General features: G+C 70.4%; 21 protein-coding genes. 17 read left to right on the top strand and 4 right to left on the bottom strand.

Annotation, left to right across the window (positions count from 1 at the left end; translation table 11 throughout):
- Nucleotides 1-89 precede the first annotated feature (89 nt).
- From IEZ11_RS03145 to IEZ11_RS03200, 12 genes are all read left to right on the top strand, one after another.
- Nucleotides 90-1,025 (top strand): carbohydrate ABC transporter permease, encoded by a 936-nt coding sequence (locus IEZ11_RS03145; protein ID WP_189260959.1) that lies wholly within the window; start codon nt 90-92, stop codon nt 1,023-1,025.
- Entirely contained in the window at nt 1,022-1,906 is an 885-nt protein-coding gene (locus IEZ11_RS03150) for a carbohydrate ABC transporter permease (RefSeq protein WP_189260960.1), read from the top strand. Before IEZ11_RS03145 ends, IEZ11_RS03150 begins: the two co-directional genes overlap by 4 nt.
- Nucleotides 1,907-1,976: 70 nt before the next feature.
- On the top strand, nt 1,977-3,125 hold the full coding sequence (locus IEZ11_RS03155) for a Gfo/Idh/MocA family protein (protein WP_189260961.1): 1,149 nt from the start codon (nt 1,977-1,979) through the stop codon (nt 3,123-3,125).
- Nucleotides 3,122-4,636 carry a glycoside hydrolase family 43 protein gene (locus IEZ11_RS03160; protein WP_189260962.1) on the top strand — a complete coding sequence of 505 codons (1,515 nt, stop codon included), beginning with the start codon at nt 3,122-3,124 and terminating at the stop codon, nt 4,634-4,636. The genes IEZ11_RS03155 and IEZ11_RS03160 overlap by 4 nt, the downstream gene beginning before the upstream one ends.
- A gap of 24 nt (nt 4,637-4,660) precedes the next feature.
- Nucleotides 4,661-6,007, top strand: a complete 1,347-nt coding sequence (locus IEZ11_RS03165) for an ABC transporter substrate-binding protein (RefSeq protein WP_189260963.1) — start codon at nt 4,661-4,663, stop codon at nt 6,005-6,007.
- 112 nt (nt 6,008-6,119) lie between these two features.
- The gene (locus IEZ11_RS03170; RefSeq protein ID WP_189260964.1) at nt 6,120-6,893 is read left to right on the top strand and encodes a rhamnogalacturonan acetylesterase; all 774 of its coding nucleotides are present in this window, start codon (nt 6,120-6,122) and stop codon (nt 6,891-6,893) included.
- 17 nt (nt 6,894-6,910) lie between these two features.
- Nucleotides 6,911-8,227, top strand: coding sequence for a pectate lyase family protein (locus IEZ11_RS03175; RefSeq protein WP_189260965.1), 1,317 nt, complete (start codon nt 6,911-6,913; stop codon nt 8,225-8,227).
- Between the two features lie 101 nt (nt 8,228-8,328).
- Nucleotides 8,329-9,444 (top strand): pectinesterase family protein, encoded by a 1,116-nt coding sequence (locus IEZ11_RS03180; RefSeq protein ID WP_189260966.1) that lies wholly within the window; start codon nt 8,329-8,331, stop codon nt 9,442-9,444.
- A gap of 46 nt (nt 9,445-9,490) precedes the next feature.
- Entirely contained in the window at nt 9,491-10,474 is a 984-nt protein-coding gene (locus tag IEZ11_RS03185) for a pectinesterase family protein (protein WP_189261115.1), read from the top strand.
- Nucleotides 10,475-10,505: 31 nt separating this feature from the next.
- Nucleotides 10,506-11,609, top strand: coding sequence for a right-handed parallel beta-helix repeat-containing protein (locus IEZ11_RS03190; protein WP_444544929.1), 1,104 nt, complete (start codon nt 10,506-10,508; stop codon nt 11,607-11,609).
- 123 nt (nt 11,610-11,732) lie between these two features.
- Nucleotides 11,733-12,530, top strand: a complete 798-nt coding sequence (locus IEZ11_RS03195; protein WP_189260968.1) for an HAD family acid phosphatase — start codon at nt 11,733-11,735, stop codon at nt 12,528-12,530.
- Between the two features lie 157 nt (nt 12,531-12,687).
- On the top strand, nt 12,688-13,842 hold the full coding sequence (locus IEZ11_RS03200) for a right-handed parallel beta-helix repeat-containing protein (RefSeq protein ID WP_189260969.1): 1,155 nt from the start codon (nt 12,688-12,690) through the stop codon (nt 13,840-13,842).
- A gap of 240 nt (nt 13,843-14,082) precedes the next feature.
- Here IEZ11_RS03200 and IEZ11_RS03205 read toward each other — a convergent pair whose 3' ends face one another.
- Both IEZ11_RS03205 and IEZ11_RS03210 read right to left on the bottom strand, forming a co-directional pair.
- On the bottom strand, nt 14,083-14,934 hold the full coding sequence (locus IEZ11_RS03205) for a hypothetical protein (protein WP_189260970.1): 852 nt from the start codon (nt 14,932-14,934) through the stop codon (nt 14,083-14,085).
- The gene (locus IEZ11_RS03210; protein ID WP_189260971.1) at nt 14,931-15,503 is read right to left on the bottom strand and encodes a SigE family RNA polymerase sigma factor; all 573 of its coding nucleotides are present in this window, start codon (nt 15,501-15,503) and stop codon (nt 14,931-14,933) included. The genes IEZ11_RS03205 and IEZ11_RS03210 overlap by 4 nt, the downstream gene beginning before the upstream one ends.
- Nucleotides 15,504-15,786: 283 nt before the next feature.
- On the opposite strand from IEZ11_RS03210, the gene IEZ11_RS03215 reads away from it, so the two are divergent.
- On the top strand, nt 15,787-17,238 hold the full coding sequence (locus tag IEZ11_RS03215) for an NCS2 family permease (protein WP_189260972.1): 1,452 nt from the start codon (nt 15,787-15,789) through the stop codon (nt 17,236-17,238).
- A 75-nt stretch (nt 17,239-17,313) separates the two neighbouring features.
- Here IEZ11_RS03215 and IEZ11_RS03220 read toward each other — a convergent pair whose 3' ends face one another.
- Nucleotides 17,314-18,774 (bottom strand): peptidoglycan D,D-transpeptidase FtsI family protein, encoded by a 1,461-nt coding sequence (locus tag IEZ11_RS03220; protein ID WP_189260973.1) that lies wholly within the window; start codon nt 18,772-18,774, stop codon nt 17,314-17,316.
- Nucleotides 18,775-18,858: 84 nt separating this feature from the next.
- Entirely contained in the window at nt 18,859-19,632 is a 774-nt protein-coding gene (locus tag IEZ11_RS03225; protein ID WP_189260974.1) for an IclR family transcriptional regulator, read from the bottom strand.
- Between the two features lie 156 nt (nt 19,633-19,788).
- Here IEZ11_RS03225 and IEZ11_RS03230 point away from each other — a divergent pair, with 156 nt between their 5' ends.
- From IEZ11_RS03230 to IEZ11_RS03245, 4 genes are all read left to right on the top strand, one after another.
- Complete coding sequence (locus tag IEZ11_RS03230) at nt 19,789-21,318, top strand: aldehyde dehydrogenase (NADP(+)) (RefSeq protein ID WP_189260975.1); 1,530 nt, start codon at nt 19,789-19,791, stop codon at nt 21,316-21,318.
- A gap of 126 nt (nt 21,319-21,444) precedes the next feature.
- Nucleotides 21,445-22,053 (top strand): DUF1349 domain-containing protein, encoded by a 609-nt coding sequence (locus IEZ11_RS03235; protein ID WP_189260976.1) that lies wholly within the window; start codon nt 21,445-21,447, stop codon nt 22,051-22,053.
- A gap of 57 nt (nt 22,054-22,110) precedes the next feature.
- Nucleotides 22,111-22,623, top strand: coding sequence for a GNAT family N-acetyltransferase (locus tag IEZ11_RS03240; protein ID WP_189260977.1), 513 nt, complete (start codon nt 22,111-22,113; stop codon nt 22,621-22,623).
- 64 nt (nt 22,624-22,687) lie between these two features.
- Entirely contained in the window at nt 22,688-23,404 is a 717-nt protein-coding gene (locus IEZ11_RS03245; RefSeq protein WP_189260978.1) for a DsbA family oxidoreductase, read from the top strand.
- Nucleotides 23,405-23,485 lie beyond the last annotated feature (81 nt).

A 23,485-nucleotide genomic window follows, 5' to 3' on the forward strand; every position in this document is an offset into this window, starting at 1 on the left:
CCCCCCGACGATCGTCGAAGCGCTTCAATCACGTGCATCAAGCAAGCGCTTCCTGTACTCGCTGTCACCGATGCGAACGGAGAACAGTCATGGCCCAAGCCGCAGCCGTGGCGGCACCGCCCGCGCCACCCCGGCGGCGCCGTGCCTCCGCGACGCCGCGCAGGCTGCCGTACCTGCTGATCGCCCCGGCGGCCCTGCTGATGCTGGGCTTCATCGCCTACCCGGTGCTCAGCGTCTTCTACTACAGCCTCCAGAACTACAACCCGACCAAGCCCTGGCGGAACGGCTTCGCGGGCCTCGGCAACTTCACGCAGGCCTTCGCCCACGACCCGCAGTTCTGGGACACGCTGACCTTCAGCGCCAAGTGGGTCGTGGTGGAGGTCGGGTTGCAGCTGCTCCTCGGGCTCGCGCTCGCGCTGATCGTCAACCAGACGTTCGCGGGACGCTCGCTCGGACGGGCACTGGTCTTCTCGCCGTGGGCCGTCTCCGGTGTGCTGACCTCCGCGATCTGGGTGCTGCTCTACAACTCCCAGACCGGCATCACGCGTTACCTCGCCGACGCGGGCATCGGGGCGTACGGCACCAGCTGGCTCTCCGACACCTCGACGGTCTTTCCGGCGGCCGTCGTCGCCGACCTGTGGCGGGGCGTGCCCTTCTTCGCGATCCTCATCCTCGCCGACCTGCAGTCCGTGTCCAAGGACCTGTACGAGGCCGCCGAGGTCGACGGGGCCGGCCGCCTCAAGCAGTTCTGGCACATCACGCTGCCGCACCTCAAGGACGCCATCGTGCTGTCCACCCTGCTGCGCGCGGTGTGGGAGTTCAACAACGTCGACCTGCTCTACACCCTGACCGGAGGCGGTCCGGCGGGGGAGACCACGACCCTGCCCCTCTACATCGCCAACACCAGCGTCGACGCCCACAACTTCGGCTACGCCTCGGCGCTGACCACGGTGGCCTTCGTGATCCTGCTCTTCTGCTCGATCGTCTACCTGCGGCTGAGCAAGTTCGGGGGCGAGGCCAGGTGATCACCGAGATCGCCCCCGACACCGCACCCGTGGTGTCCGGGCCCGCCCGGCCGGGGAAGCGGCGCCGCGCCTGGGACGAGGTCCCCCGCTGGCAGATCTACCTCCCTCTCGGGAGCTACCTCCTCTTCACCCTGATCCCCTTCTACTGGATCCTGCTCTTCGCCCTGCGCCCGGCCGGCTCCACCTCGCTGGTCCCCTGGCCGGTCACCTTCGACCACTTCCGGAAGGTGTGGACCGAGCGCAGCTTCGCCACCTACTTCACCAACAGCGTCTACGTCGGAGTCGCCACCCTGGTGCTGACCACGGTGGTCGCGCTGGCCGGCGGCTACGCCCTGGCCCGCTTCGACTTCCGGCTCAAGCGCGGCTTCCTGCTGGCCCTGCTCTGCTCCCAGTTCGTGCCGGGCGCGCTGCTCCTCGTCCCGCTCTTCCAGATCTTCGCCAGGCTCCAGATGATCAACTCCCTGGGCAGTGTGATCATCGCCGAGACGGTCTTCCAGCTTCCGCTGTCGATGATCCTGATCAGCGGCTTCATCAGGAACGTGCCGTACTCCCTGGAGGAGGCCGCCTGGGTCGACGGCTGCAACCGGCTCACCGCCTTCCGGATCGTCGTCCTGCCGCTGCTGCGGCCCGGCCTGATCGCGGTCGGCTCCTTCGCCTTCGTGCACGCCTGGAACCACTTCCTGTTCGCCCTGATGTTCCTCTCCGACCAGAGCAAGCAGACCATCCCGGTCGGCCTCAACACCCTGATGAGCGCCGACAGCGTGGACCTGGGCGCGCTGGCCGCGGGCGGGATCATCGCCGCGGTACCCGTCGTGATCGTCTTCGCCTTCATCCAGAAGTGGCTGATCACCGGCTTCAGCGCGGGGGCGGTGAAGGGATGAGACACCTTTCGGACTGCTCGGGGCAAACGCTTACCCTGCACCCAAAGATCCACTGCGCAGGGAGGATGCTGTGAACTCTTCGACCATCGACCTCGTCCTGGCGGGCGCACGCGGCCACGGCCGCTGGCACCTGGAGAACATCCGCCGGCTCCAGGACAAGGGCGTGGTACGGCTCGCCGGGATCTGCGAGCTGACCCCGCTGGGCGCGGACGAGTTGCCGGAGGGGCTCGGCGAGCCCGCCCAGTCCGCCGACTTCGGCGCGCTGCTCGACGCGACCGGGGCCCGGATCGCCGTGATCTGCACGCCGATCCCCACCCACACGGACCTGGCCCTGGCGGCCGCCGAGCGGGGCGTGCACGTGCTCCTGGAGAAGCCGCCGGCGCCGTCGTACGCCGAGTTCCGGCGGATGGCCGACGGGGTCGCCAAGGCGGGCGTGGCCTGCCAGATCGGCTTCCAGTCGCTGGGCTCGCACGCCGTCCCCGCGATCCGGCGGCTGATCGCGGAGGGCGCGGTCGGAGACGTGGTGGGGGTGGGCGGCGCGGGTGCCTGGGCCCGTCCCGAGTCCTACTACCGGCGGGCGCCCTGGGCCGGCAAGCGGCGGCTGAACGGCGTCGACGTCGTCGACGGGGTCCTCACCAACCCCCTCGCGCACGCCGTCGCCACCGGCCTCGCCCTGCTCGGCACCGACCGCGCCGAGGACGTCACCGGCATCGAGACCGAGCTGCTGCGCGCCAACGACATCGAGTCCGACGACACCTCCTGCGTCCGCGTCAGCACCCCGCGCGGCCCGGTCACGGTCGCCGCCACCCTCTGCGCCGAGGAACCCGGGGACCCGTACGTCGTGGTGCACGGCACCACCGGCCGGATCACCCACTGGTACAAGCAGGACCGGGTGCTGGTGCAGCGGGCGGGCCACGGCCCGGAGGAGACCGAGTACGGCAGCACGGACCTGCTGGAGAACCTCGCCGACCATCTCACCACCGGCGCCGACCTGCTGGTGGAGCCGGACGCGACCGGCGCCTTCATGAAGGTCGTTGAAGCGATTCGACTGGCCGGCGACCCGGCCGCGCTGCCCGCCGACGCCTGGCACTACCTGCCCGAGGCGGAGCGCCGGGTGGTGACCGGCATCGACGCACTGGTCACGGCCAGTGCCGACACCCTCTCCCTCTACTCCGAACTGGGCGTCCCCTGGGCCCCGCCGAACGGGGTGCGCACATGACCGAAGACGGCCCGACGTACACCAACCCCGTCCTGAACGCCGACTGGTCCGACCCGGACGTCGTCTGCGTCGGCGACGACTTCTACCTCACCGCCTCCAGCTTCGGCCGCGCCCCCGGCCTGCCGCTGCTGCACTCCCGCGACCTGGTCGGCTGGACCCTGGTCGGTCACGCCCTCGAACGCCTCGAACCCGAGGAGGAGTTCGCCGCCCCGCGCCATGACCGCGGGGTCTGGGCACCCTCCTTACGCCACCACGACGACCGCTTCTGGATCTTCTGGGGCGACCCCGACCAGGGCATCTTCCAGGTCAACGCCCCCGAGATCAGGGGCCCCTGGAGCGCTCCGCACCTGGTGAAGGAGGGCCGGGGACTCATCGACCCCTGCCCGCTGTGGGACGACGAGACCGGCGAGGCGTACCTCGTCCACGCCTGGGCGAAGTCCCGCTCCGGCGTCGACAACCGCCTGACCGGCCACCGGATGCACCCCGACGGCACCTCGCTGCTCGACGCCGGCAAGGTGATCGTGGACGGGGACCGGATACCGGGGTGGTTCACCCTGGAGGGCCCCAAGCTGCACCGGCACGACGGCTGGTTCTGGATCCTCGCCCCCGCCGGGGGAGTGGCCACCGGCTGGCAGGGCGCCCTGCGCTCCCGCGGCTTCTTCGGGCCGTACGAGGAGCGGATCGTCCTGGAGCAGCGGGACACCGACGTCAACGGACCCCACCAGGGCGGCTGGGTGCGGACCCGGGCCGGCGAGGACTGGTTCCTGCACTTCCAGCAGCGCGGGGCGTACGGCAGGGTCGTCCACCTCCAGCCGATGCGGTGGGGCGCGGACGGCTGGCCGGTGATCGGGGACGGCGGCGCGCCCGTCGCCGTCCACCCGAAGCCCGCTCTGCCGCGGCAGCCGCCCGCCGCGCCCGCCACCGACGACGCCTTCCCCGGCGGGCGGTTCGGCCGGCAGTGGCAGTGGACGGCCAACCCGGGTACGGGCTGGGCCACCCAGCACTCCGGGGACGGCCTGCGGCTCGCGTGCGTGCGCTCGGGGGATGCGCACGACCTGCGACGGCTGCCGCACGTACTGACCCAGCGGCTGCCCGGGACGCCATGCCTGGTCGAGGTCGGTCTGCGGCTGGACAGCGCCGAGCCGGGAGCGCGGGCGGGGCTCGCGGTGCTCGGGGACGCGTTCGGCTGGATCGGGCTGGAACGCGGGCCGGGCGGGGGCGTGCGGCTCGTGCACCGGTTCGCGGAGGCCGCCGCCGACCGGGAACGGGACGCGGGCCCCGCGCGGCCCGCGCCCGGGGGACAGGCCCGGCTGCGGATCGAGATCGGCGCGGGCGCGCGCTGCCGGTTCGCGTACGACGCCGGGGCGGGCCCCGTGCCGTCCGGACCGGTGTTCGCCGCCACGCCCTGGCGCTGGGTCGGCGCCCTGCTCGGGCTCTTCGCCGCCGCGCCCGAGGGACCGGGCGCCGCCGGGGCCGCCACCTTCACACACTTCCGCGTCACTCCCTGCTGACATCCGACAGAAGAGAGCCGATCGATGAAGAGCAGCATCCGCAGAAGCACCCGCAGAAGCAGGCGCGCGGCCGTCGCCGTCGCCCTGGGCTCCGTGCTCGCGCTGACCGCCACCGCCTGCGGTGACAACGGCAGCGGCAGCGCGGGGGGCAAGGGCGGCGAGGGCTCGGGGAAGGGCACGATCACCTTCTGGGACAACAACGGCGGTGTCCGCACCGACGTCTGGAAGGAGATCATCGCCGACTTCGAGAAGGCCAACCCGGACATCAAGGTGAAGTACGTGGGTGTGCCGGCCGCCAGTGTCCAGTCCAAGTACGACACCGCGATCCAGGGCGGCGGACTGCCCGACGTCGGCGGGGTCGGCACCGCGATGCTCGCGGAGATCGCCGCGCAGGGCGCGCTGGAGCCGCTGGACAGCCGGCTCGCGAAGAGCACGCTGAACGGCAAGCTCAACGAGAAGTTCCTGGACAGCGTGAAGTCCGCGGGCGGCGACGGGAAGACGTACTCCGTGCCGACCTCCGCGAACAACGGCACGCTCTGGTACCGGACCGACCTGTTCAGCGCGGCCCAGCTGGACCCGCCGACCACCTGGACGAAGTTCTACGCGGCCGCCGGCAAGCTCACCGACCAGGCGAAGAACAGGTTCGGGTACACCATCCGGGGCGGCGAGGGATCCATCGCCCAGGCACTGGACGCCATGTACGGGCAGAGCGGGATCACCTCCTTCTGGAACGGTGACAAGACCACCGTCGACGACCCGAAGAACGTCGCCGCCCTGGAGAAGTACGTCGGGCTGTACAAGAAGGACACCCCGTCCGCCGACGTCAACAACGACTTCACCAAGATGGTCGCGCAGTGGGATTCCGGCACGATCGGGATGCTGAGCCACAACCTCGGTTCCTACGCGGACCACGAGAAGGCGCTGAGCGGGAAGTTCAAGGGAATCCCGAATCCGACGCTGGACGACGGGACCCGGGTTCAGGTGTCCAATCCGGTGGACGGTCTCGGGCTCTTCAAGGTCGGCAAGAACAAGGCCGCCGCCTGGAAGTTCATCGAGTTCGCCGCTTCCCACGAGGCCAACAGCAAGTGGAACGAGTCGGCGGGGCAGGTGCCGGCGAACAACGAGGCCGCGCAGGACGCGTGGGTGCAGGCGTCGGAGCCGACGAAGCTGGCCGCCGAGGCGCTCAACGGGGCCACGACGAAGATCGTGCAGCTTCCCTACTACCTGCCGGACTGGAACACCATTTCCAAGGCCGACAACGAGCCGAACTTCCAGAAGGTGCTGCTCGGGAAGACGACCGCGAAGGAGTTCCTGGGCACGCTGGCCGACCAGCTCGACAAGGCCCAGGCGGACTGGAAGGCACATCACTGAGATCGGTTGCGGGGAGCTGCGGGTCCGTCGTGGCTGGTCGCGCCCACGCGGCGGACCCGCAAATCGATACAGCCCCGCGCCCCCAGGACAGAGACCTGAAAGGTGCACCCTCGTGTCCCTTACGCGCAGGCAGGTGACTTCCGCGGCCTTGGCCGCCGTTCCTCTCGCCGGACGGTCGCCGGGGAGGAAACCGAGAACCCTCTACATCGCCGGTGATTCCACCGCCGCCCAGAAATACGCCGACGCGGCTCCGGAGACCGGGTGGGGAATGGCGCTCCCCTTCTTCCTCCGGAACGAGACAACCGTCTCCAACCAGGCCGTGAACGGCCGGAGTTCCAAGAGCTTCGTCGACGAGGGACGGCTGGACGCCATCCTCGCCGCCATCCGGCCGCACGATCTGCTCCTCGTCCAGTTCGCGCACAACGACGAGAAGAGCACCGATCCCACCCGGTACACCGAGCCCTGGAGCACCTACCAGGACTATCTGCGGCTCTACATCGAAGGCGCCCGCGCGCACGGGGCCCGGCCGGTCCTCGCCACCCCCGTCGAGCGGCGGCGGTTCGACGCCGACGGCAACGCCGTGCCGACCCATGGCGACTACCCGGCGGCGATGCGTGCGCTGGCCGGGCAGGAGCACGTGGCGCTGCTCGACATAGAGGCGCTGTCGCTCGCGCTGTGGCAGTCGCTCGGGGTCGAGGCGACCAAGACGTACTTCAACTGGACCGACACCGAGCAGGACAACACGCACTTCAACCCGCCGGGGGCCATCGCCGTGGCCCGGCTCGTGGCGCAGGAGCTGCTGCGCACCCGGGTGCTGGCCCGGCACGACGTCGTCCGGCTGCACGAGGACATACCGACGTCCTGGATCACCTGGCCACCCGCATAGCCGAGGAGAACCGCACAGTGCGTACACAGATATGTCATGGACGCGTCATAGGCGCGCTGGCCGGCTGCACGGCTCTCGTCCTGGCCGTGACCGGGACCGCCCAGGCCGCCGCCCCGCACCGGACCGCGCTCGACCGCCAGGTGCTCGCCGCCAACGACGGCTGGGGCTCGGCCGGCACCGGGACCACCGGCGGGGCCGCCGCCGACGCCGCGCACGTCTACACCGTCACCACCTGGGACGATTTCAAGGCCGCCCTCGCCGACGGCGGCAGCGCGCCGAAGATCGTCAGGGTCGTGGGGACCATCGACGCGGACGGGCCGAGCTGCGACTCGTTCGCCGTGCCCGGCTACGACTTCGCCGCCTACCTCGCCACGTACTCACCCGAGGCCTGGGGCCACTCCACCAACCTCGACAACGAGCCCGACGACAGCCCGGAGGGGCTGCGCCGCGCCTCCCAGGCCCAGCAGGACGCCTACATCAAGGCCTACGTCCCGGCCAACACCACCATCGTCGGCATCGGCAAGGACGCCGGCTTCAAGGGCGCCAGCCTGCAGATCAAGGCCGTCGACAACGTCATCGTCCGCAACCTGGCGTTCGAGAGCCCCCTCGACTGCTTCCCGCAGTGGGACCCGACCGACACCGCCGACGGCAACTGGAACTCCGAGTACGACAGCGCGGTGATCTACGGGGCGACCCATGTCTGGATGGACCACGACACGTTCACCGACGGGGACCACCCGGACAGCACGCTGCCGTACTACTTCGGGCGGATCTACGAGCAGCACGACGGCGAACTGGACATCGTCAAGGGCGCCGACTACGTCACCGCCTCCTGGAACGTCTTCGAGGACCACGACAAGACGATCCTGATCGGCAACAGCGACAGCGCGTCCACGGCGGCCGTCGACCGGGGGCACCTCAAGGTCACCTTCCACCACAACCTGTTCGCCAACCTGGTGGAGCGGGCCCCGCGGGTGCGGTTCGGGCAGGTCGACTCCTACAACAACCACTTCGTCGCCGAGGACGGCTACGGCTACAGCTACGGCATCGGCATGGAGTCCCAACTCGTCGCCGAGCACAACGCGTTCACCCTCGCGGACGGGATCGGCGCAGGCACGATCCTGAAGAAGTGGAAGGAGGCGCCGCTCACCGCCGACGACAACTACGTCAACGGTGCACCGACGGACCTCATCGCCGTCCACAACACCGAGGTGCCCGGCGAGATCCTCCAGTCCGGCGCCGGCTGGACCCCGACCCTGCGCACGAGGATCGACCCGGCACAGGCCGTGCCGCGCATCGTCGACTGCGGCGCGGGCGCCGGCCGCCTGCGCTGACACCTCCCGGGGCCGGGGCGGCGCGCGCCCCGGCCCCCACCCCCCACGGCAAAGGACGTACCGCCACCTCCCTTTCCCCGCCACCGTCAAGGAGCACCCGCATGTCCTGGCCCCACCTTCCCCTGTCCAGACGGGGTTTCCTGCTCGCGGGCGCCGGGGCGGGCGCCGCGCTCGGCCTGGCCGCCCTCCCCGCGCACGCCTCGGGCCGCCCCTTCGGCCGCTACGGCTCCCCGGAGCGCCGCCTCACCCCGCAGACCCTCTACGTCGACCCGTACGGGCGCGGCGACTTCACCACCGTCCAGGCCGCCGTCACCGCCGCCACCGGCAGCGGACGGACCCTGGTCCTCGCCCCGGGCGTCTACCGGGAGACGGTGGCCGCCGACACCACCCGTACCGAGGCCACCTGGATCGGCGCCGCCGAGAACCCGCGTGACGTCGTCATCGTCTACGACAAGGCGGCCGGCACCCCCAGGCCGGGCGGCGGGACGTACGGCACCACCGGGTCCGCCACCGTCACCGTGCAGGGCGACGGCTTCACCGCCCGCTGGATCACCTTCGCCAACGACTGGCTGCGCGCCGACCACCCCGACATCAGCGGGACGCAGGCCGTGGCCGTCAAGGTGCAGGGCGACCGCAGCGCCTTCCACCACTGCCGCTTCCTCGGCCACCAGGACACCCTGTACGCCGACTCGACGGCCCTCGGCGTCCTCGCCCGGCAGTACTTCGCGCACTGCTACGTCGAGGGCGACGTCGACTTCGTCTTCGGGCGGGCCACGGCGGTGTACGAGGGCTGCCACTTCCGCACCCTGGACCGCGCCGACCTCGCCGCCGCCCCGTACGGGTTCGTCCTCGCGCCCTCGACGGCGGGCGCCAACCCGCGCGGCTACCTGGTGACCCGCGGCCGGGTGAGCAGTGCGGCCCCGGACGCCTTCTACAAGCTGGCCCGGCCCTGGGTGCCCAGCTCCGACACCACCGCCCGGCCCTCCCTCGTCGTCCGGGACACCGTCCTCGGTCCCGGGATCGACGCCGTCGCCCCCTACACCGACATGTCGGCGAGCTTCCCCTGGCAGTCCATGCGGTTCGCCGAGTACCGCAACACCGGACCGGGCGCGGTCGTCTCCGTCCCCGAGAACCGGCCCCAACTCACCGACGAGCAGGCCGGGTCGGCGACCCGGGAGACCTACCTCGGCGACTGGACCCCGTGGCAGGGGTGCTGACGTGGCGACCCGACGCGCACTCCTCGCCGCCACTGCCGCGCTGGCCATGGGCTCGGCCACCGGCTTCACCCGCGACCGCCGTGTCCTGCACGTCCGCCCCGGTGACTCCGTGCAGGCCGCCGTGGACGCGGTGGCCGGGCCCGGGTGGACGATCGTCGTGCACCCGGGGACGTACCGCGAGGTCGTCGATGTGCCCGCCGAGAAGGCCGAGTTGACGATCCGGGGGGCCGGCCGTGAGCCGCGGGCCGCCGTCATCGTCTTCGACAACGCCAACGGGACGCAGCGGCCCGACGGTTCGGGGACCTACGGCACGGCCGGCTCGGCCACCTTCAGCTCGGCGGCACCCGGGCTCGTCGTCCGCGACCTCACCCTGGCCAACGACTGGCTGCGCGCCGACCACCCGGAGATCACCGGCACCCAGGCCGTCGCCGCCTGCCTGACCGGGGACCGTACGCACGTCGAGAACGTGCGGCTGCTCGCGCACCAGGACACCCTGTTCGCCGACACCACCGAACTCGGCTCCTTCGACCGGCAGTTCTTCCGCCGCTGCCACATCGAGGGCGATGTCGACTTCGTCTTCGGGCGGGCGAGGGCGGTGTACGAGCACTGCCACTTCCGCACCCTGCAACGGGACGTGGCCTTCACCCCCAAGGGCATGGTGTTCGCCCCCTCGACCGCCCGTGCGAACCCGTACGGGTTCCTCGCCGTCCGCTGCCGGTTCTCCTCCGGCGCGGAGGACGGGGCGTACAAGCTGGCGCGGCCCTGGGTGCCGTCCTACGAGACCACCGCCTGGCCCTCGCTGGTCGTGCGGGACAGTCTCATCGGTCCCGGGATCGACCCGGTCGCGCCCTACACGAACATGCGGGACGCCTATCCCTGGCAGTCCATGCGGTTCGCCGAGTACCGCAACTCCGGGCCGGGCGCGGTGATCACCGTCCCCGAGAACCGGCCCCAGCTCACCGACGCCGAGGCCGCGTCGCACACCCCCGCGGCCTACCTCGGCGACTGGAAACCCGTCCGCTCATCCTGATCGACGAAAGGACCCGCACGTCATGCGTCGAATCAGCACCTTCACCGCGCTGGCCGTGACCACGGCATCGCTCGGACTCGCCGTGATCGCCACCCCGGCACACGCGGCCACCGTCGTGGTCAGCACCTCCACCGACCTGTCCAACGCCATCAAGAACGCCACCGCCGGCGAGGTCATCCAGGTCCGCGGCGGCACCTACTACCCGACCGCCACCCTCCAGTCCACGGTCAACGGCACCTCCGCCGCGCCGGTCACGCTCACCGCCTACGGCTCGGAGACGGTCAAGATCGACGGCTCCTCGCTGCCCTCCGGCCAGTGGATCTTCAAGCTGACCGCGGACTACTGGAACGTCTCCGACATCACCTTCCAGAACTCCCCGGACAGCGCGGTCGTCTGCCAGTCCTGCACCGGCACCAACTGGAGCAACATCAAGACCATCGACGGCGGCGACTCCGGCTTCACGCTGACCGGCGACGGCACGGTCAACAACACCGTGAAGAACCTGGACAGTTACGGCAACTACGACGCCGCCACGCACGGCCAGAACGCGGACGGCGTCGCCATCAAGTTCGGCTCCGGCACCGGCAACCTCGTCACCGGCGCCCGGCTGTACAACAACTCGGACGACGGGATCGACCTCTGGTCCTTCTCCTCGCCCGTCACCATCGAGCACACCTGGTCCTTCGGCAACGGCGTCAACCGCTGGGGCGACTCCGCCTTCGAGGGCAACGGCAACGGCTTCAAGCTGGGCGGCAACGGCGTCACCGTCGCGCACGTCGTCAACAACTCGGCCGCCTGGGGCAACTCGGGCAACGGGTTCACGGAGAACTCCAACACCGGCGCGATCGTCATCAACCGCACCACCGCCTACGCCAACAGCGGCTGGGGCTACTACTTCGCCACCAGCGCGGCCCGGCTCGGCAAGAACCTCGCGGTGGGCAACGGCAGCGGGTCGGTCAGCAAGGGCTCCTCGGTGGTGTCCGCCGGCAACAACTGGGACAGCGGCATCAGCACCCCCGCCTTCAGGTCGACGGACGCGACCACCACGTACAACGCCCGCCAGTCGGACGGCTCACTGCCGGCGACCACCTTCCTGACGACGGGGAGCACGACCATCGGGGCCACCATGAACTGAACGACGGAAGGCAACCGGAAGGATTCCCTCCAGGGCGCTTGACCCGCTTTTTGCCCGCCGATGAGATATCGATCAGGCAACGGGTCTCGCGCCCACCCCGGTGACGCGCGTAGAACTCCTGACATGCATAAGTCACTTCGTCTCGCCGCGATCGCCACCGTGTGTGCGGTCGCCGGCGGTGCCCTCTACGGCGCCGGTGCCGCCACGGCCGGCCAGTCGACCGCGAACTCCACCCACGAGCCGTACAACATCGGGCTCCTGGTGAAGGACATCGACACCTACTACGGCACCGCCGCCGACGCCAACGGCGTCTACCAGGCCTCGCCGACCAGCCCCTACGCCAAGGACCTGGCGCGCATCGACGCGGATGCCAAGCGCTACATCGACCGGGCCGCGCGCAAGGCGCACCGCCACGGCAAGAAGCCCGCGGTCGTCTTCGACATCGACGACACGCTGCTGCTCAGCCTCGACTACGAGAAGCGCTACAACTACACGTACAACTCCACCACCTGGGCCGACTACGTCAACAAGGCCGACCGGCCGGGCGTGTTCGGCAGCGCCGAGCTCGTCCAGTACGCGCAGAGCGAGGGCGTCGAGGTCTTCTACAACTCCGGGCTCAGCGAGGCGCAGCGCACCGCCGCCGTGGAGAACCTGAAGAAGATCGGCGCCGACGTCAACCTCGACGCCGCCCACATGTTCCTCAAGGACAAGGCCAACCCGCCGTCCTACCTGAGCTCCTGCGCCACCGCGGGCACCTGGAACTGCACCACCGTGCAGTACAAGTCCGGCACCCGCAAGCACATCGAGCAGGACCTCGGCTACGACGTCGTCGCCAACTTCGGCGACCAGTACTCGGACCTGGACGGCGGTTACGCGGACCGCACGTACAAGCTGCCGAACCCGACGTACTTCGTGTCGTAGTCGAGAAGGACGGCAACCCTTTCCGGCCACTGCGGCGACTGGGAGACAGAAACGGGCCGGGGCGGCCCCTCCGGCCCGTTTCGCTCCCCCTCGTCGAACACGTCCGGCACGTCTAGCTCGTCTAGCACGTCGAGGACGTCAAGGAAAGGAACGGCCAGTGCGCTTCAGCACCGGACGCCACCGCAGGACGCGTACCCTCTCGATCGCCGCGGCGGTGGCCGTCGCCGCGGGAGCGGGCGGCGTCTACCTCGGCCTGTCGAACGGCGGTGCCCAGGCCGCCACCAGCACGGTCACCGTCTCCACCACCGCACAGCTGGAGTCGGCCGTCGCGGGCGCCGCCGCCGGTACCGTCATCGAGGTGCGCGCGGGCACCTACTACCCGACCGCCACCCTCAAGTCGACCGCGAGCGGCACCGCGTCGAACCGCATCACGCTCCAGGCCCGCAGCGGCGAGAAGGTCAGGATCGACGGCTCCAAGCTCCCCGCCGGCCAGTGGCTCACCGGGATCTACGGCAGCTACTGGACCGTCCAGGACCTCACCTTCCAGAACTCCCCGGCCCAGGGCTTCGTCGCCACCTCGTCCACGGGCGGGATCTTCAAGAACCTCGTCACCGCGGACAACGGCGATTCCGGGTTCACCCTGCGCGGCGACAACACGGTGAACAACCTCGTCCAGAACCTGGACAGTTACGGCAACTACGACAAGGCCGGGCACGGCCAGAACGCCGACGGCATCGCCATCAAGTTCGGCTCGGGCACCGGCAACAAGGTGACCGGCGCGCGCCTCTACAACAACTCGGACGACGGGCTGGACCTGTGGCAGTTCTCGTCCCCCGTCCGGATCGAGCACAGCTGGGCCTTCGGCAACGGCAAGAACCGCTGGAACGACTCCGCGTTCGAGGGCAACGGCAACGGGTTCAAGCTGGGCGGCGGGGGCGTCGCCGTCGCGCATGTCGTCAACGACGACGCGGCCTGGGACAACACGCTGAACGGGTTCACCGAGAACTCCAACACCGGGGCGATCGTGCTGAACCGCAACACGGCGTACTCGAACGGCGAGGCCGGGTTCTTCTTCGCGACGAGCAGGTCGCGGCTGGCCCGGAACCTCTCCGTGGCCGACAAGGGCGGACTGGTCACGCGCGGCTCCGCCACCGTCTCCGCCGCGAACAGCTGGGACAGCGGGGTGACCGCGCCGGCCTTCAGGTCGACGGACGCGACGACCGCGTACGGGGCCCGTGCCGCCAACGGCTCCTTGCCCGCGACGACCTTCCTGACCACGGGGTCGAGCACCATCGGGGCGACCATGGACTGAGGCGGCGGCCGCCGCGCGTCGATGCGGTCCCGCGCCCCTGCCGCTTCTTCTGGGGGCGCGGGACCGCATCTGTGCGGACGGCCGTCAGGGCGGCATGTTCCCGGACCTCACCACCGGGGGTCTTGCCGCCGCCCTCGCGGACGCCGGGGCCGAGCCGGTTTCCCGCCGTGCGGCCGGGCTCGCCCGTCGGTTCCTGGTCGCCGCCGACGGGCAAAGGGTTGCCGTGTTCCCGGAACTTCTCTACGAGTCTCCGTCGGATGTCGTGTGGGCGGCGAAGCCGCCGGTCACCGCGTACTGCCCGCCGCCCGCGCCGCCCGTGATCGTGTAGCTGTCGTCCTTGGCGTCGCGGCCGCCGCGCTCGTGGTTGTACTGGCCCGCGAACACCCACTCGCCGACCGCGACCTTGCTGCCCGGCTTGAGCGTCCACGTGTAGACCAGGAAGCCGTCCTGCTCGGTCACGGTCTGCGTGAAGTCGCTCTCCGGCAGCGAGCGCCAGGCCCCGGCGTTGGACACCCCGCCGGTCTGGGCCACCTTCAGCCGCACCGTCAGCGCCGTCAGCTGCCCGGAGACCTTCAGGGTCACGTCGGACTGCGCCCAGAAGTCGTTGCTGTGCGGGTCCACCGAGCCGTCCGACCAGAGCGGGCCGTCCGTCTCGCCCTGTGCGACGGGTGCCGTGGGGGTGGCGGAGGCCCGGGGGGTCGACGAGGGCGCCGTACTCGTCCTGGGGGAGGCGTTCTGCGAGGGCGCGCCGGAGGCCGGCGGGGTGGCCGTGCGGGACGGCGGGCGGCTGGTCGCCTCCGGGGACGACAAGGGCGTCGGCGACACCGCGACCGTCTTCTCGGTGGGCGGGCCCTTGACGGCCGAGGCGACCGCGTAGCCGCCGACCCCGAGGACTGCGGCGACCGCGGCGGTGGCGCTGACCACCCGGACCCAGCCGAACAGGGGCGGAAGGGTGGCGCGATGGTTCGGGCGGTCCTGCGCGGCCATGCCCCGCTCGACCCGGGCCAGGATCCGGGCACGGTCGGGTTCGTGCGCCTCGGCCGCCTCGTGCAGCCGGGCGCGCAGCTCGTCGTGCACGTCCTGCTGCCTCATCGGTTCCTTCCTCCGCTCTCACCCGTCCGCGGCACCATCGCCGCGTGCACCTTCTGCGGAACACCCTGGGACTCGCCGAGCAGCCGCTGCAACTCCGCCATGCCCTTGGACGTCTGGCTCTTAACGGTACCCACCGAGATCCCCAGGGCGAGCGCGGTGTCCTTCTCCGACAGGTCGAACGCGTGCCGCAGCACCACGCACGCCCGCTTGCGGAACGGCAGGCGGCGCAGCGCGCCCTGCACGTCGACCACGCCGGCGACGTCCGGGTTCTCGGCGGTCTCCTCGCGGTGCGACCAGAACAGGGCGATCCGGCGCCGCTCGCGCACGGCGCTGCGGATACGGGTGCGGGCCAGGTTGGCGACGACCCCCCGGGCGTAGGCGACCGGGTGGTCGGCGGCCCGCACCCGGTCCCAGCGGTGCCACAGCGCCAGCAGGGCGTCGGCGGCCAGATCGTCGGCGGCGTCCGCCTCACCGGTCAGCAGCTGGGCGAGACGGGCGAGTTCGGCGTAGTGGCGCTCGAAGAAGGCATGGAACTCCACGGAGGCGGCGTCGTCGACGACTGAGCCCACGGGTGACCTCTTCTGTCAGGGATTCTGTGTCATGTAGATGACATGCGGTGACTTGTGAACATCCGGAGGAACGTTCCGGCGAGATCCGGAGCGTAGCAGTGATCATTTCGTGTGTGCCGTACGGGGGTTCGATGTGCTTTGTGCGAGGGGCCGGACGCGGTGTGGTCCACCGAACCACACCGAGCCTGATTCCGTAACACGGGGAAAACCTGAAACCGGTGTCGCGCGGGAACAATCCAGCCAGCATCCGCGCACGCACGCCCAGGGGACGAGGAGTCCGACCATGTCCGAGACGCAGAAGGTGGACCGGCCGCAGGGGGCCGCGCCACCTGCCGGGAACGGCGTCGACCGGTTCTTCAAGATATCCGAGCGAGGTTCCACCTTCGGCCGGGAGATACGCGGCGGCTTCGCCACGTTCTTCACCATGGCCTACATCCTTGTCCTGAACCCCATCATCCTCGGCAGCGCCAAGGACAAGTTCGGTCACACCCTCGACACCGGCCAACTCGTCACCGCCACCGCGCTGGTGGCCTGCGTCATGACGGTCGTCATGGGCGTGGGCGGCAATCTGCCCCTCGCCATCGCCGCCGGACTCGGCCTCAACGCCGTCGTGGCCTTCCAGCTGGCGCCGCTGATGAGCTGGCCCGACGCGATGGGCCTGGTGGTCCTCGAAGGCCTGCTGATCTGTCTGCTGGTCGTGACCGGGCTGCGCGAGGCGATCATGAACGCCATCCCGCAGCAGCTGAAGCAGGCCATCGGCGTCGGCATCGGCCTGTTCATCGCCTTCATCGGCTTCGTGGACGCCGGCTTCGTCAGCCGCATCCCGGACGCCGCGGAGACCACCGTGCCGGTGCAGCTGGGCGCCGTCGGACGGCTCACCGGCTGGCCCGTGCTCGTCTTCTGTATCGGCGTGCTCCTGACCATCGCGCTGGTCGCGCGGAAGGTGAAGGGCGCGATCCTGATCAGCATCGTCACGATGACGCTGGTGGCGATCGTCATCAACTCGGCCGCCGACATCAAGAGCTGGGGCCTGACCACGCCGAAGGTCCCCGACAAGATCGTGGAAGCGCCCGACTTCGGGCTCATCGGTCACTTCAGCCTGTTCGGCGGCTTCGCCAAGGCCGGTGTCCTCACCGCCGTACTGCTGGTCTTCACCCTGATCCTGTCCGACTTCTTCGACGCCATGGGCACGATCGTCGGCATCAGCGCGGAGGCCGGACTGCTCGACGAGCGGGGGCAGGTGCCGGGCATCGGGCGGGTGCTGTTCATCGACGGCGCGGCGGCGGTGGCCGGCGGCATCGGCTCGGCCTCCTCCAGCACGGCGTACATCGAGTCGGCGGCGGGGGTGGGGGAGGGGGCGCGCACCGGCTTCGCCAACCTGGTCACCGGCGGCCTGTTCGGACTGGCGCTCTTCCTCACGCCGGTGCTGACCATCGTCCCGCTCCAGGCGGCGGCGCCCGCGCTGATCGCCGTGGGCTTCCTGATGATGACCCACGTCAAGCACATCGACTGGGACAAGTACGAGATCGCGATCCCGGCGTTCCTCACCATCGCCGCGATGCCGTTCACGTACTCCATCACGGACGGCATCGGGGCGGGCTTCCTGGCGTACGTCGTGATCAAGGCGGTGCTGGGGAAGGCGAAGGAGGTCAACTGGCTGTTGTGGGCCGTGTCGGCCTTGTTCCTGGTGTACTTCGCGATCGATCCGGTGGAACAGGTGCTGGGCGTGAAGTAGAGCGCCCCGTAAGGGGCGCGGGGAACTGCGCGACCAGCCACGGCGAGACCCGCAGTTGATCGCGCAGAGAACCCTTCAGTTCTTCAGCGCCGCTTCCATCATGGCCTTCGCCACCGGCGCCGCCAGACCGTTGCCGCTGACCTCCGACCTCGCGGCGTCGGACTGTTCGACCATCACCGCCACGGCGACCTCCTTCCCCGTGCTGTCCGACTTGCCGTACGACGTGAACCAGGCGTACGGCGTCTTGCTGTTGTTCTCGCCGTGCTGGGCCGTGCCCGTCTTGCCGCCCACCGTGACGCCGGAGATCCGCGCGTTCGTGCCCGTGCCCTGCTCGATGACCGTCTGCATCGCGGACTGGAGCTGCTCGGCGGTGGAGGAGCTGACGATCTCCTTGGTGCTCGTGTCGTCGTCGTAGTTCTTGAGCACATCGCCGCCGCTGTCGGTGATCTGGGAGACCATGTGCGGGGAGACCAGCTTGCCGCCGTTGGCGATGGCGGCCGACACCAGGGCCATCTGGAGCGGGGTCGCCGTGACGTCGAACTGGCCGATGCCGGAGAGGCCGGTCTGGGCCTTGTCCATGTCCTTCGGGTAGACGCTGGCGTAGGCCCGTACCGGCACGTCCTGCTTGTCGTCGTTGAAGCCGAACTTCTCGGCCATCGCCCGCACCTTGTCCTGGCCCAGGTCGACGGCCATCTTCCCGAAGACGTTGTTGCAGGAGTACTGGAGAGCCACCCGGATCGAGGCGTTCTCGCAGGGTGCCGAGGTGCTCTCGTTCTTCAGCGGGGTCACCGTGCCCGGCAGCGTGTAGGGGATGGGGCTCACGGTCCGGTCGTCGACGTTCTTGTAGAGCCCGTCCTCCAGCGCCGCCGCCGCGACCACCAGCTTGAACGTCGAGCCCGGCGGCAGCGGCTGGCGCAGCGCCCGGTTGGTGAGCGGCTTGTCCGGGTCGGCGTTGAGCTTCTTCCAGGCCGCACCGGCGGTGTTGGCGTCGGTGAGCGAGGAGGGGTCGTACGACGGGGTCGACACCACGGCCAGGATCTTGCCGGTCTTCGGGTCGATCGCGACCGCCGCGCCCTTGTTGCCGCCGAGCGCCTTGTAGGCGGCCTTCTGGACGTCCGGGTCGATCGTCGTGATCACGTTGCCCGGCTCGGCACGCTCGCCGGTGACCGTGTCCATGACCGTCTTCAGCCGGCTGTCGGTGCCGTTGAGCAGGTCCTGGTAGATGCCCTCCAACTGGGTCGGGGCATAACTCTGTGAGGCGTAGCCCGTCACTGCGGCGTACAGCTTGCCGTTCGTGTAGGTGCGTTTGTACTTGAGGTCGCTGTTTCCCCCGGTCTGTGCCGAGCCGGTGATCGAGTCACCGGCCACGACGATGTTCCCGAGCGGCTGCGAGTACGTCTCTATCGCGTTGCGCCGGTTGGCCGTGTCGTCCGCGAGGGCCTGACCGTCGTAGAACTGCACCCATGTCGCCCTGGCCAGCAGGGCGAGCACGAGCAGCAGTGTGAAGACGGACACCCGCCTGATCGTCTTGTTCATTCCGCTCAGACAGACGAGTGAATGGGGGGTGCGCGTTCCCTGCGGACGGATTTCTCATGGCCCGCTCATGCGGATCCCGCCCGGTCAGAGCCTGCGCGTCGCCAGGGTCAGCCGGTCCCGGGCGTCGAACAGGGCGTCCTTGATCATCTGTTCGTGGGCGGGGGTGAGCCGGGCCACCGGGACCGAGCAGCTGATCGCGTCGCGGGCCGGGGTGCGGTAGGGGACCGCCACACCGAAGCAGCGCAGCCCGAGCGTGTTCTCCTCGCGGTCGATCGCGAAGCCCTGCTCGCGGATCTGGTGGAGCTCCTCGATGAGCTTCTCGCGGTCGGTGAGGGTGTGCTCGGTCAGCGCGGGGAGGGTCTCCGGCAGCAGCTTGCGGACCTGCTCGTCGGTGTGGGTGGCGAGCAGTGCCTTGCCGAGCGAGGTGGAGTGCGCGGGGAGGCGGCGGCCCACCCGGGTGAAGGGGCGCAGGTAGTGCTGGGACTGGCGGGTGGCCAGGTAGACCACGTTGGTGCCGTCGAGACGCGCGAGGTGGATGGTCTCCGTGGTGTCGTCGGAGAGCCGGTCCAGGGTCGGGCGGGCGGCCGCGACCACCTCGTCGCCGTCGATGTACGACGTGCCGACCAGCAGGGCCCGCACCCCGATGCCGTACCGGGTGCCGGTCGCGTCCGTCTCCACCCAGCCCAGCTCCACCAGGGTGCGCAGCAGCATGTAGAGGCTGGACTTGGGATATCCGACGGCCTCCTGGACGGCCGCGAGGGAGTGCATACCGGGCCGGCCGGCGAAGTACTCGAGCAATTCCACGGTCCGTACCGCGGACTTGACCTGTGCCCCGCCGCCTGTCTCGCCTGCCGACATCGCCCTTGACCCCTTCGTTGGACGAGAAACCGAGGTTATAGTCTCCAACAGCATATTCATCATCAGAGACAGCGTTCAGTATATCGAACATCCCTGGTGAATGACCCGGATATGACCCGGATATCGCGGCAGGACGTGATCATGGAGGGACCCGCGGTGGCAGCAGCACCAGTCTGGAGTGTCGACCCGCGCACCGGGAAGCAGCGTGAACAGGTTGCGGTGGAGGCCACAGCCGAGGAGGTCGACGCCGTCGTCAAGGCCGCGCACGCCGCCCGGGCCTCGCTCGCCGACCGTACGGTCCGTGCCGCCTTCCTGCGCTCGGCCGCCGCCGGACTCGCCGCGGCCAAGGAGCAGCTGGTCGAGGCCGCCGATGCGGAGACCGCGCTCGGCCCGGTCCGGCTCACCGGTGAACTCGCCCGCACCGGCTACCAGCTGCGGGCCTTCGCCGACATCGTCGACGAGGGCGCCTTCCTCGACGTCATCATCAACCACCCCGACGCCACCGCCACCCCGCCGATCCCGGACCTGCGCCGCTACAAGGTCCCGCTGGGTGTCGTCGCCGTCTACTCGGCCTCCAACTTCCCCTTCGCCTTCTCGGTCGCCGGCGGCGACACCGCGAGCGCGCTGGCCGCCGGCAACCCGGTCGTCGTCAAGGCCCACCCCGACCACCCGGCCCTGTCCGAGCTGGTCGCCAAGGTGCTGCGGCGGGCCGCGGCCGAGCACGGCATCCCGGAGGCCGTCGTCGGTCTCCTGCACGGCTTCCAGGCCGGCATCGAGCTGATCGGGCACCCGCTGGTCGCCGCCGCGGGCTTCACCGGTTCCGTCCGGGGCGGGCGCGCGCTCTTCGACGCGGCCGCCGCACGTCCGGTGCCGATCCCCTTCCACGGCGAACTGGGCTCGCTGAACCCGGTCCTCGTCACCGAGGCCGCGGCCGCCGAGCGGGCCGAGGAGATCGGCAGCGGCCTCGCCGGGTCGATGACGCTGGGCGTCGGGCAGTTCTGCGTGAAGCCGGGCCTGGTGCTGGTGCCGGCCGGTTCCGCCGGTGACGGCCTGGTCAAGTCCCTCACGGACGCGGTCAGCGACACCGACGCGGGTGTGCTGCTCGACCACCGGATGCGGGACAACTTCGTCGCCGGGGTCGCCGAGCGGGCCGGACTGCCCGACGTGGAGAGCCCGGTGACGCCCGGGTCGGGCGGCGAGCACACCGTGAGCGCCGGGTTCCTGACGGTGCCGGCGGCCCGGCTGGCCGAGGAGGGGGTCCATGACCTGCTCATCGAGGAGTGCTTCGGGCCGGTGACCGTGGTGGTCCGCTACGAGGACCGGGCGGAGGCGACGGCGGTGCTGTCGCGGCTGCCGGGGAACCTCACGGCGACGGTGCACGTCTCCGACGCGGAGGCCGCGGGGGAGGGGCTCGGGGCGGAGATCCTCGCGGAGCTGACGCCGCTGGCCGGGCGCGTGCTCGTGAACGGGTGGCCGACCGGGGTCGCGGTGGCCCCGGCCCAGCACCATGGCGGGCCCTACCCGGCCACCACCTCCACGTCGACGTCCGTGGGCGGTACGGCCATCGAGCGGTGGCTGCGGCCGGTGGCGTACCAGGGGGCGCCCGCCGCCCTGTTGCCCGCAGAGCTGCGGGACGAGAATCCGCTGGGGCTTCCTCGCCGGTTCAACGGGGTGCTGGAGCGGTAGCGCCGTCGGGGCGGGGGAGGCGTCGGCGGCTGCGGGTGGTCCGTGACCGCCCGCGCAGTTCCCCGCGCCCCCCTCAGGTCGGCCGCCCGTGCGTACGTCGAATGGTTCTGCTGACACAATCTGCCCATGGACCTGGAACTTCCCGAACTTCCTTTCTCCCTCCGCACCTACGGGCCCGACGGGCACTGGTCCCATGAGGACGGGGTGCTCACCGCGTGGGCCGGGGCCCGGCAGGACCGGTTCGTGTCGCCCACCGGGGAGGCGCTGGATCCCGCTTCGGACGCACCCCGGCTGCTGGGGGCGCCCGAGGGGGACTTCCAGCTGATCGCCCGGGTCACCGTCGGGTTCGGTGCCGCCTTCGACGCCGGTGTGCTGTACGTCCACGTCGGCGACCGGGCCTGGGCCAAGCTCTGCCTGGAGAACTCCCCGGACGTGCCCACCGTCTGCACCGTGGTCACGCGGGGACACTCCGACGACGCCAACTCCTTCACGGTGGAGGGAAGTTCGGTCTGGCTGCGGATCAGCAGGACCGGGCGGGCGTTCGCCTTCCACGCCTCCCGCGACGGCAAGAAGTGGGTCTTCGTACGGCTGTTCACCCTGGGCGGCGAGAAGGAGACGGAGGGCGCCCTGGTCGGTTTCATGACCCAGTCGCCGATGGGGGAGGGGTGCGTGGTGACGTACGACCACATCGAGTTCAGGCCCGACTGGCCGGCCGACCTGCGTGACGGAAGCTGAGTACGCCCGGTCCGGCCGGCACGGAACCGGCGGGGACGCGGTCACGTCCTCCGTTGCATGATCCGTGACAGTGTGAAGGGGCTCCGCGTGATCCGCACGGCCCTGTCGGCCGAGGCGGAGACGATCGCCGCGCTGCACCTCAGGGCCCGGTCGACGTACTACCCGGGCGGTCTCCCGGACGACGGCATCGACTGGACGGCCGCCTGGCGCGGAGCCGTCGAGCGGCCCGACGGACAGGTGCTGTGCGTGGTGGAGGCGGGCGCGGTCATCGGGGTCGCCTCCTTCCGTACCCCGGACGGCGCCGCCGCTGACACGGTCAAGCTGTTCCAGTTCCATGTCGACCCCGGTCACTGGCGTGCCGGTGTCGGCACCGCCCTGCACACCGCCTGTCTGGAGCAGTGGCGGGCCGACGGCAGGCGGACCGCCGTGCTGGACGTGCACGTCGAAAACCTCCGGGCGCGGGCCTTCTACCTCCGCCAGGGCTGGGTGCCGGACCCGGAGAACCCGCCCGCCGACGGCGCCGACCACCTGTACCTGCGGTACGCGGTGACCGGGGAACGAGGGGAATGAAGCGGGCTGGTTGAAGGTTCAGGTAGTTGAGAGTCGTCTTATCACTACCTGGAGAGCCGAAGACATGCGCGTCGAGATCTGGAGCGACATCGCCTGCCCCTGGTGCTACGTGGGCAAGGCCCGCTTCGAGAAGGCCCTGGCGGCCTTCCCGCACCGCGACGACGTCGAGGTCGTGCACCGCTCCTTCGAGCTGGACCCCGGCCGCGCCAAGGACGACGTCCAGCCGGTGCTCGCCATGCTCAGCAAGAAGTACGGCATGAGCGAGGCGCAGGCCCAGGCGGGCGAGGACAACCTGGGCGCGCAGGCCGCCGCCGAGGGACTGGCGTACCGCACCCGGGACCGCGACCACGGCAACACCTTCGACCTGCACCGGCTGCTGCACCTCGCCAAGGAGCAGGGCCGCCAGGACGAGCTGATCCAGATCCTGTACCGGGCGAACTTCGCCGAGGAGCGGTCCCTGTTCAGCGAGGGCACCGAGCGCCTCGTCGAGCTGGCCGTGGAGGCCGGGCTGGACGCGGCGGCCGTGCGCGAGGTGCTCGCCGACCCCGCCCGCTACGCCGACGAGGTCCGCGCCGACGAGCGCGAGGCCGCCGAGCTCGGTGCCAACGGGGTGCCGTTCTTCGTCCTCGACCGGAAGTACGGGGTCTCGGGGGCCCAGCCCGCCGAGGTGTTCACGCAGGCGCTCAGCCAGGCCTGGGGCGCGCGGTCGCCGCTGAAGCTCATCGACGAGGGTGGCGCGCAGGCCTGCGGCCCGGACGGGTGCGCGGTCCCGCAGCACTGAGAAGGGCCAGGTCAGGGCCGTCTTATAAGCGTCGCTTCGGGGATCCGGGTAGAAATGCGCAATGGACGGGGGATTCCCCGG

This window comes from Streptomyces fuscichromogenes, from assembly GCF_014645815.1.
Classification (GTDB): Bacteria; Actinomycetota; Actinomycetes; order Streptomycetales; family Streptomycetaceae; genus Streptomyces; species Streptomyces fuscichromogenes.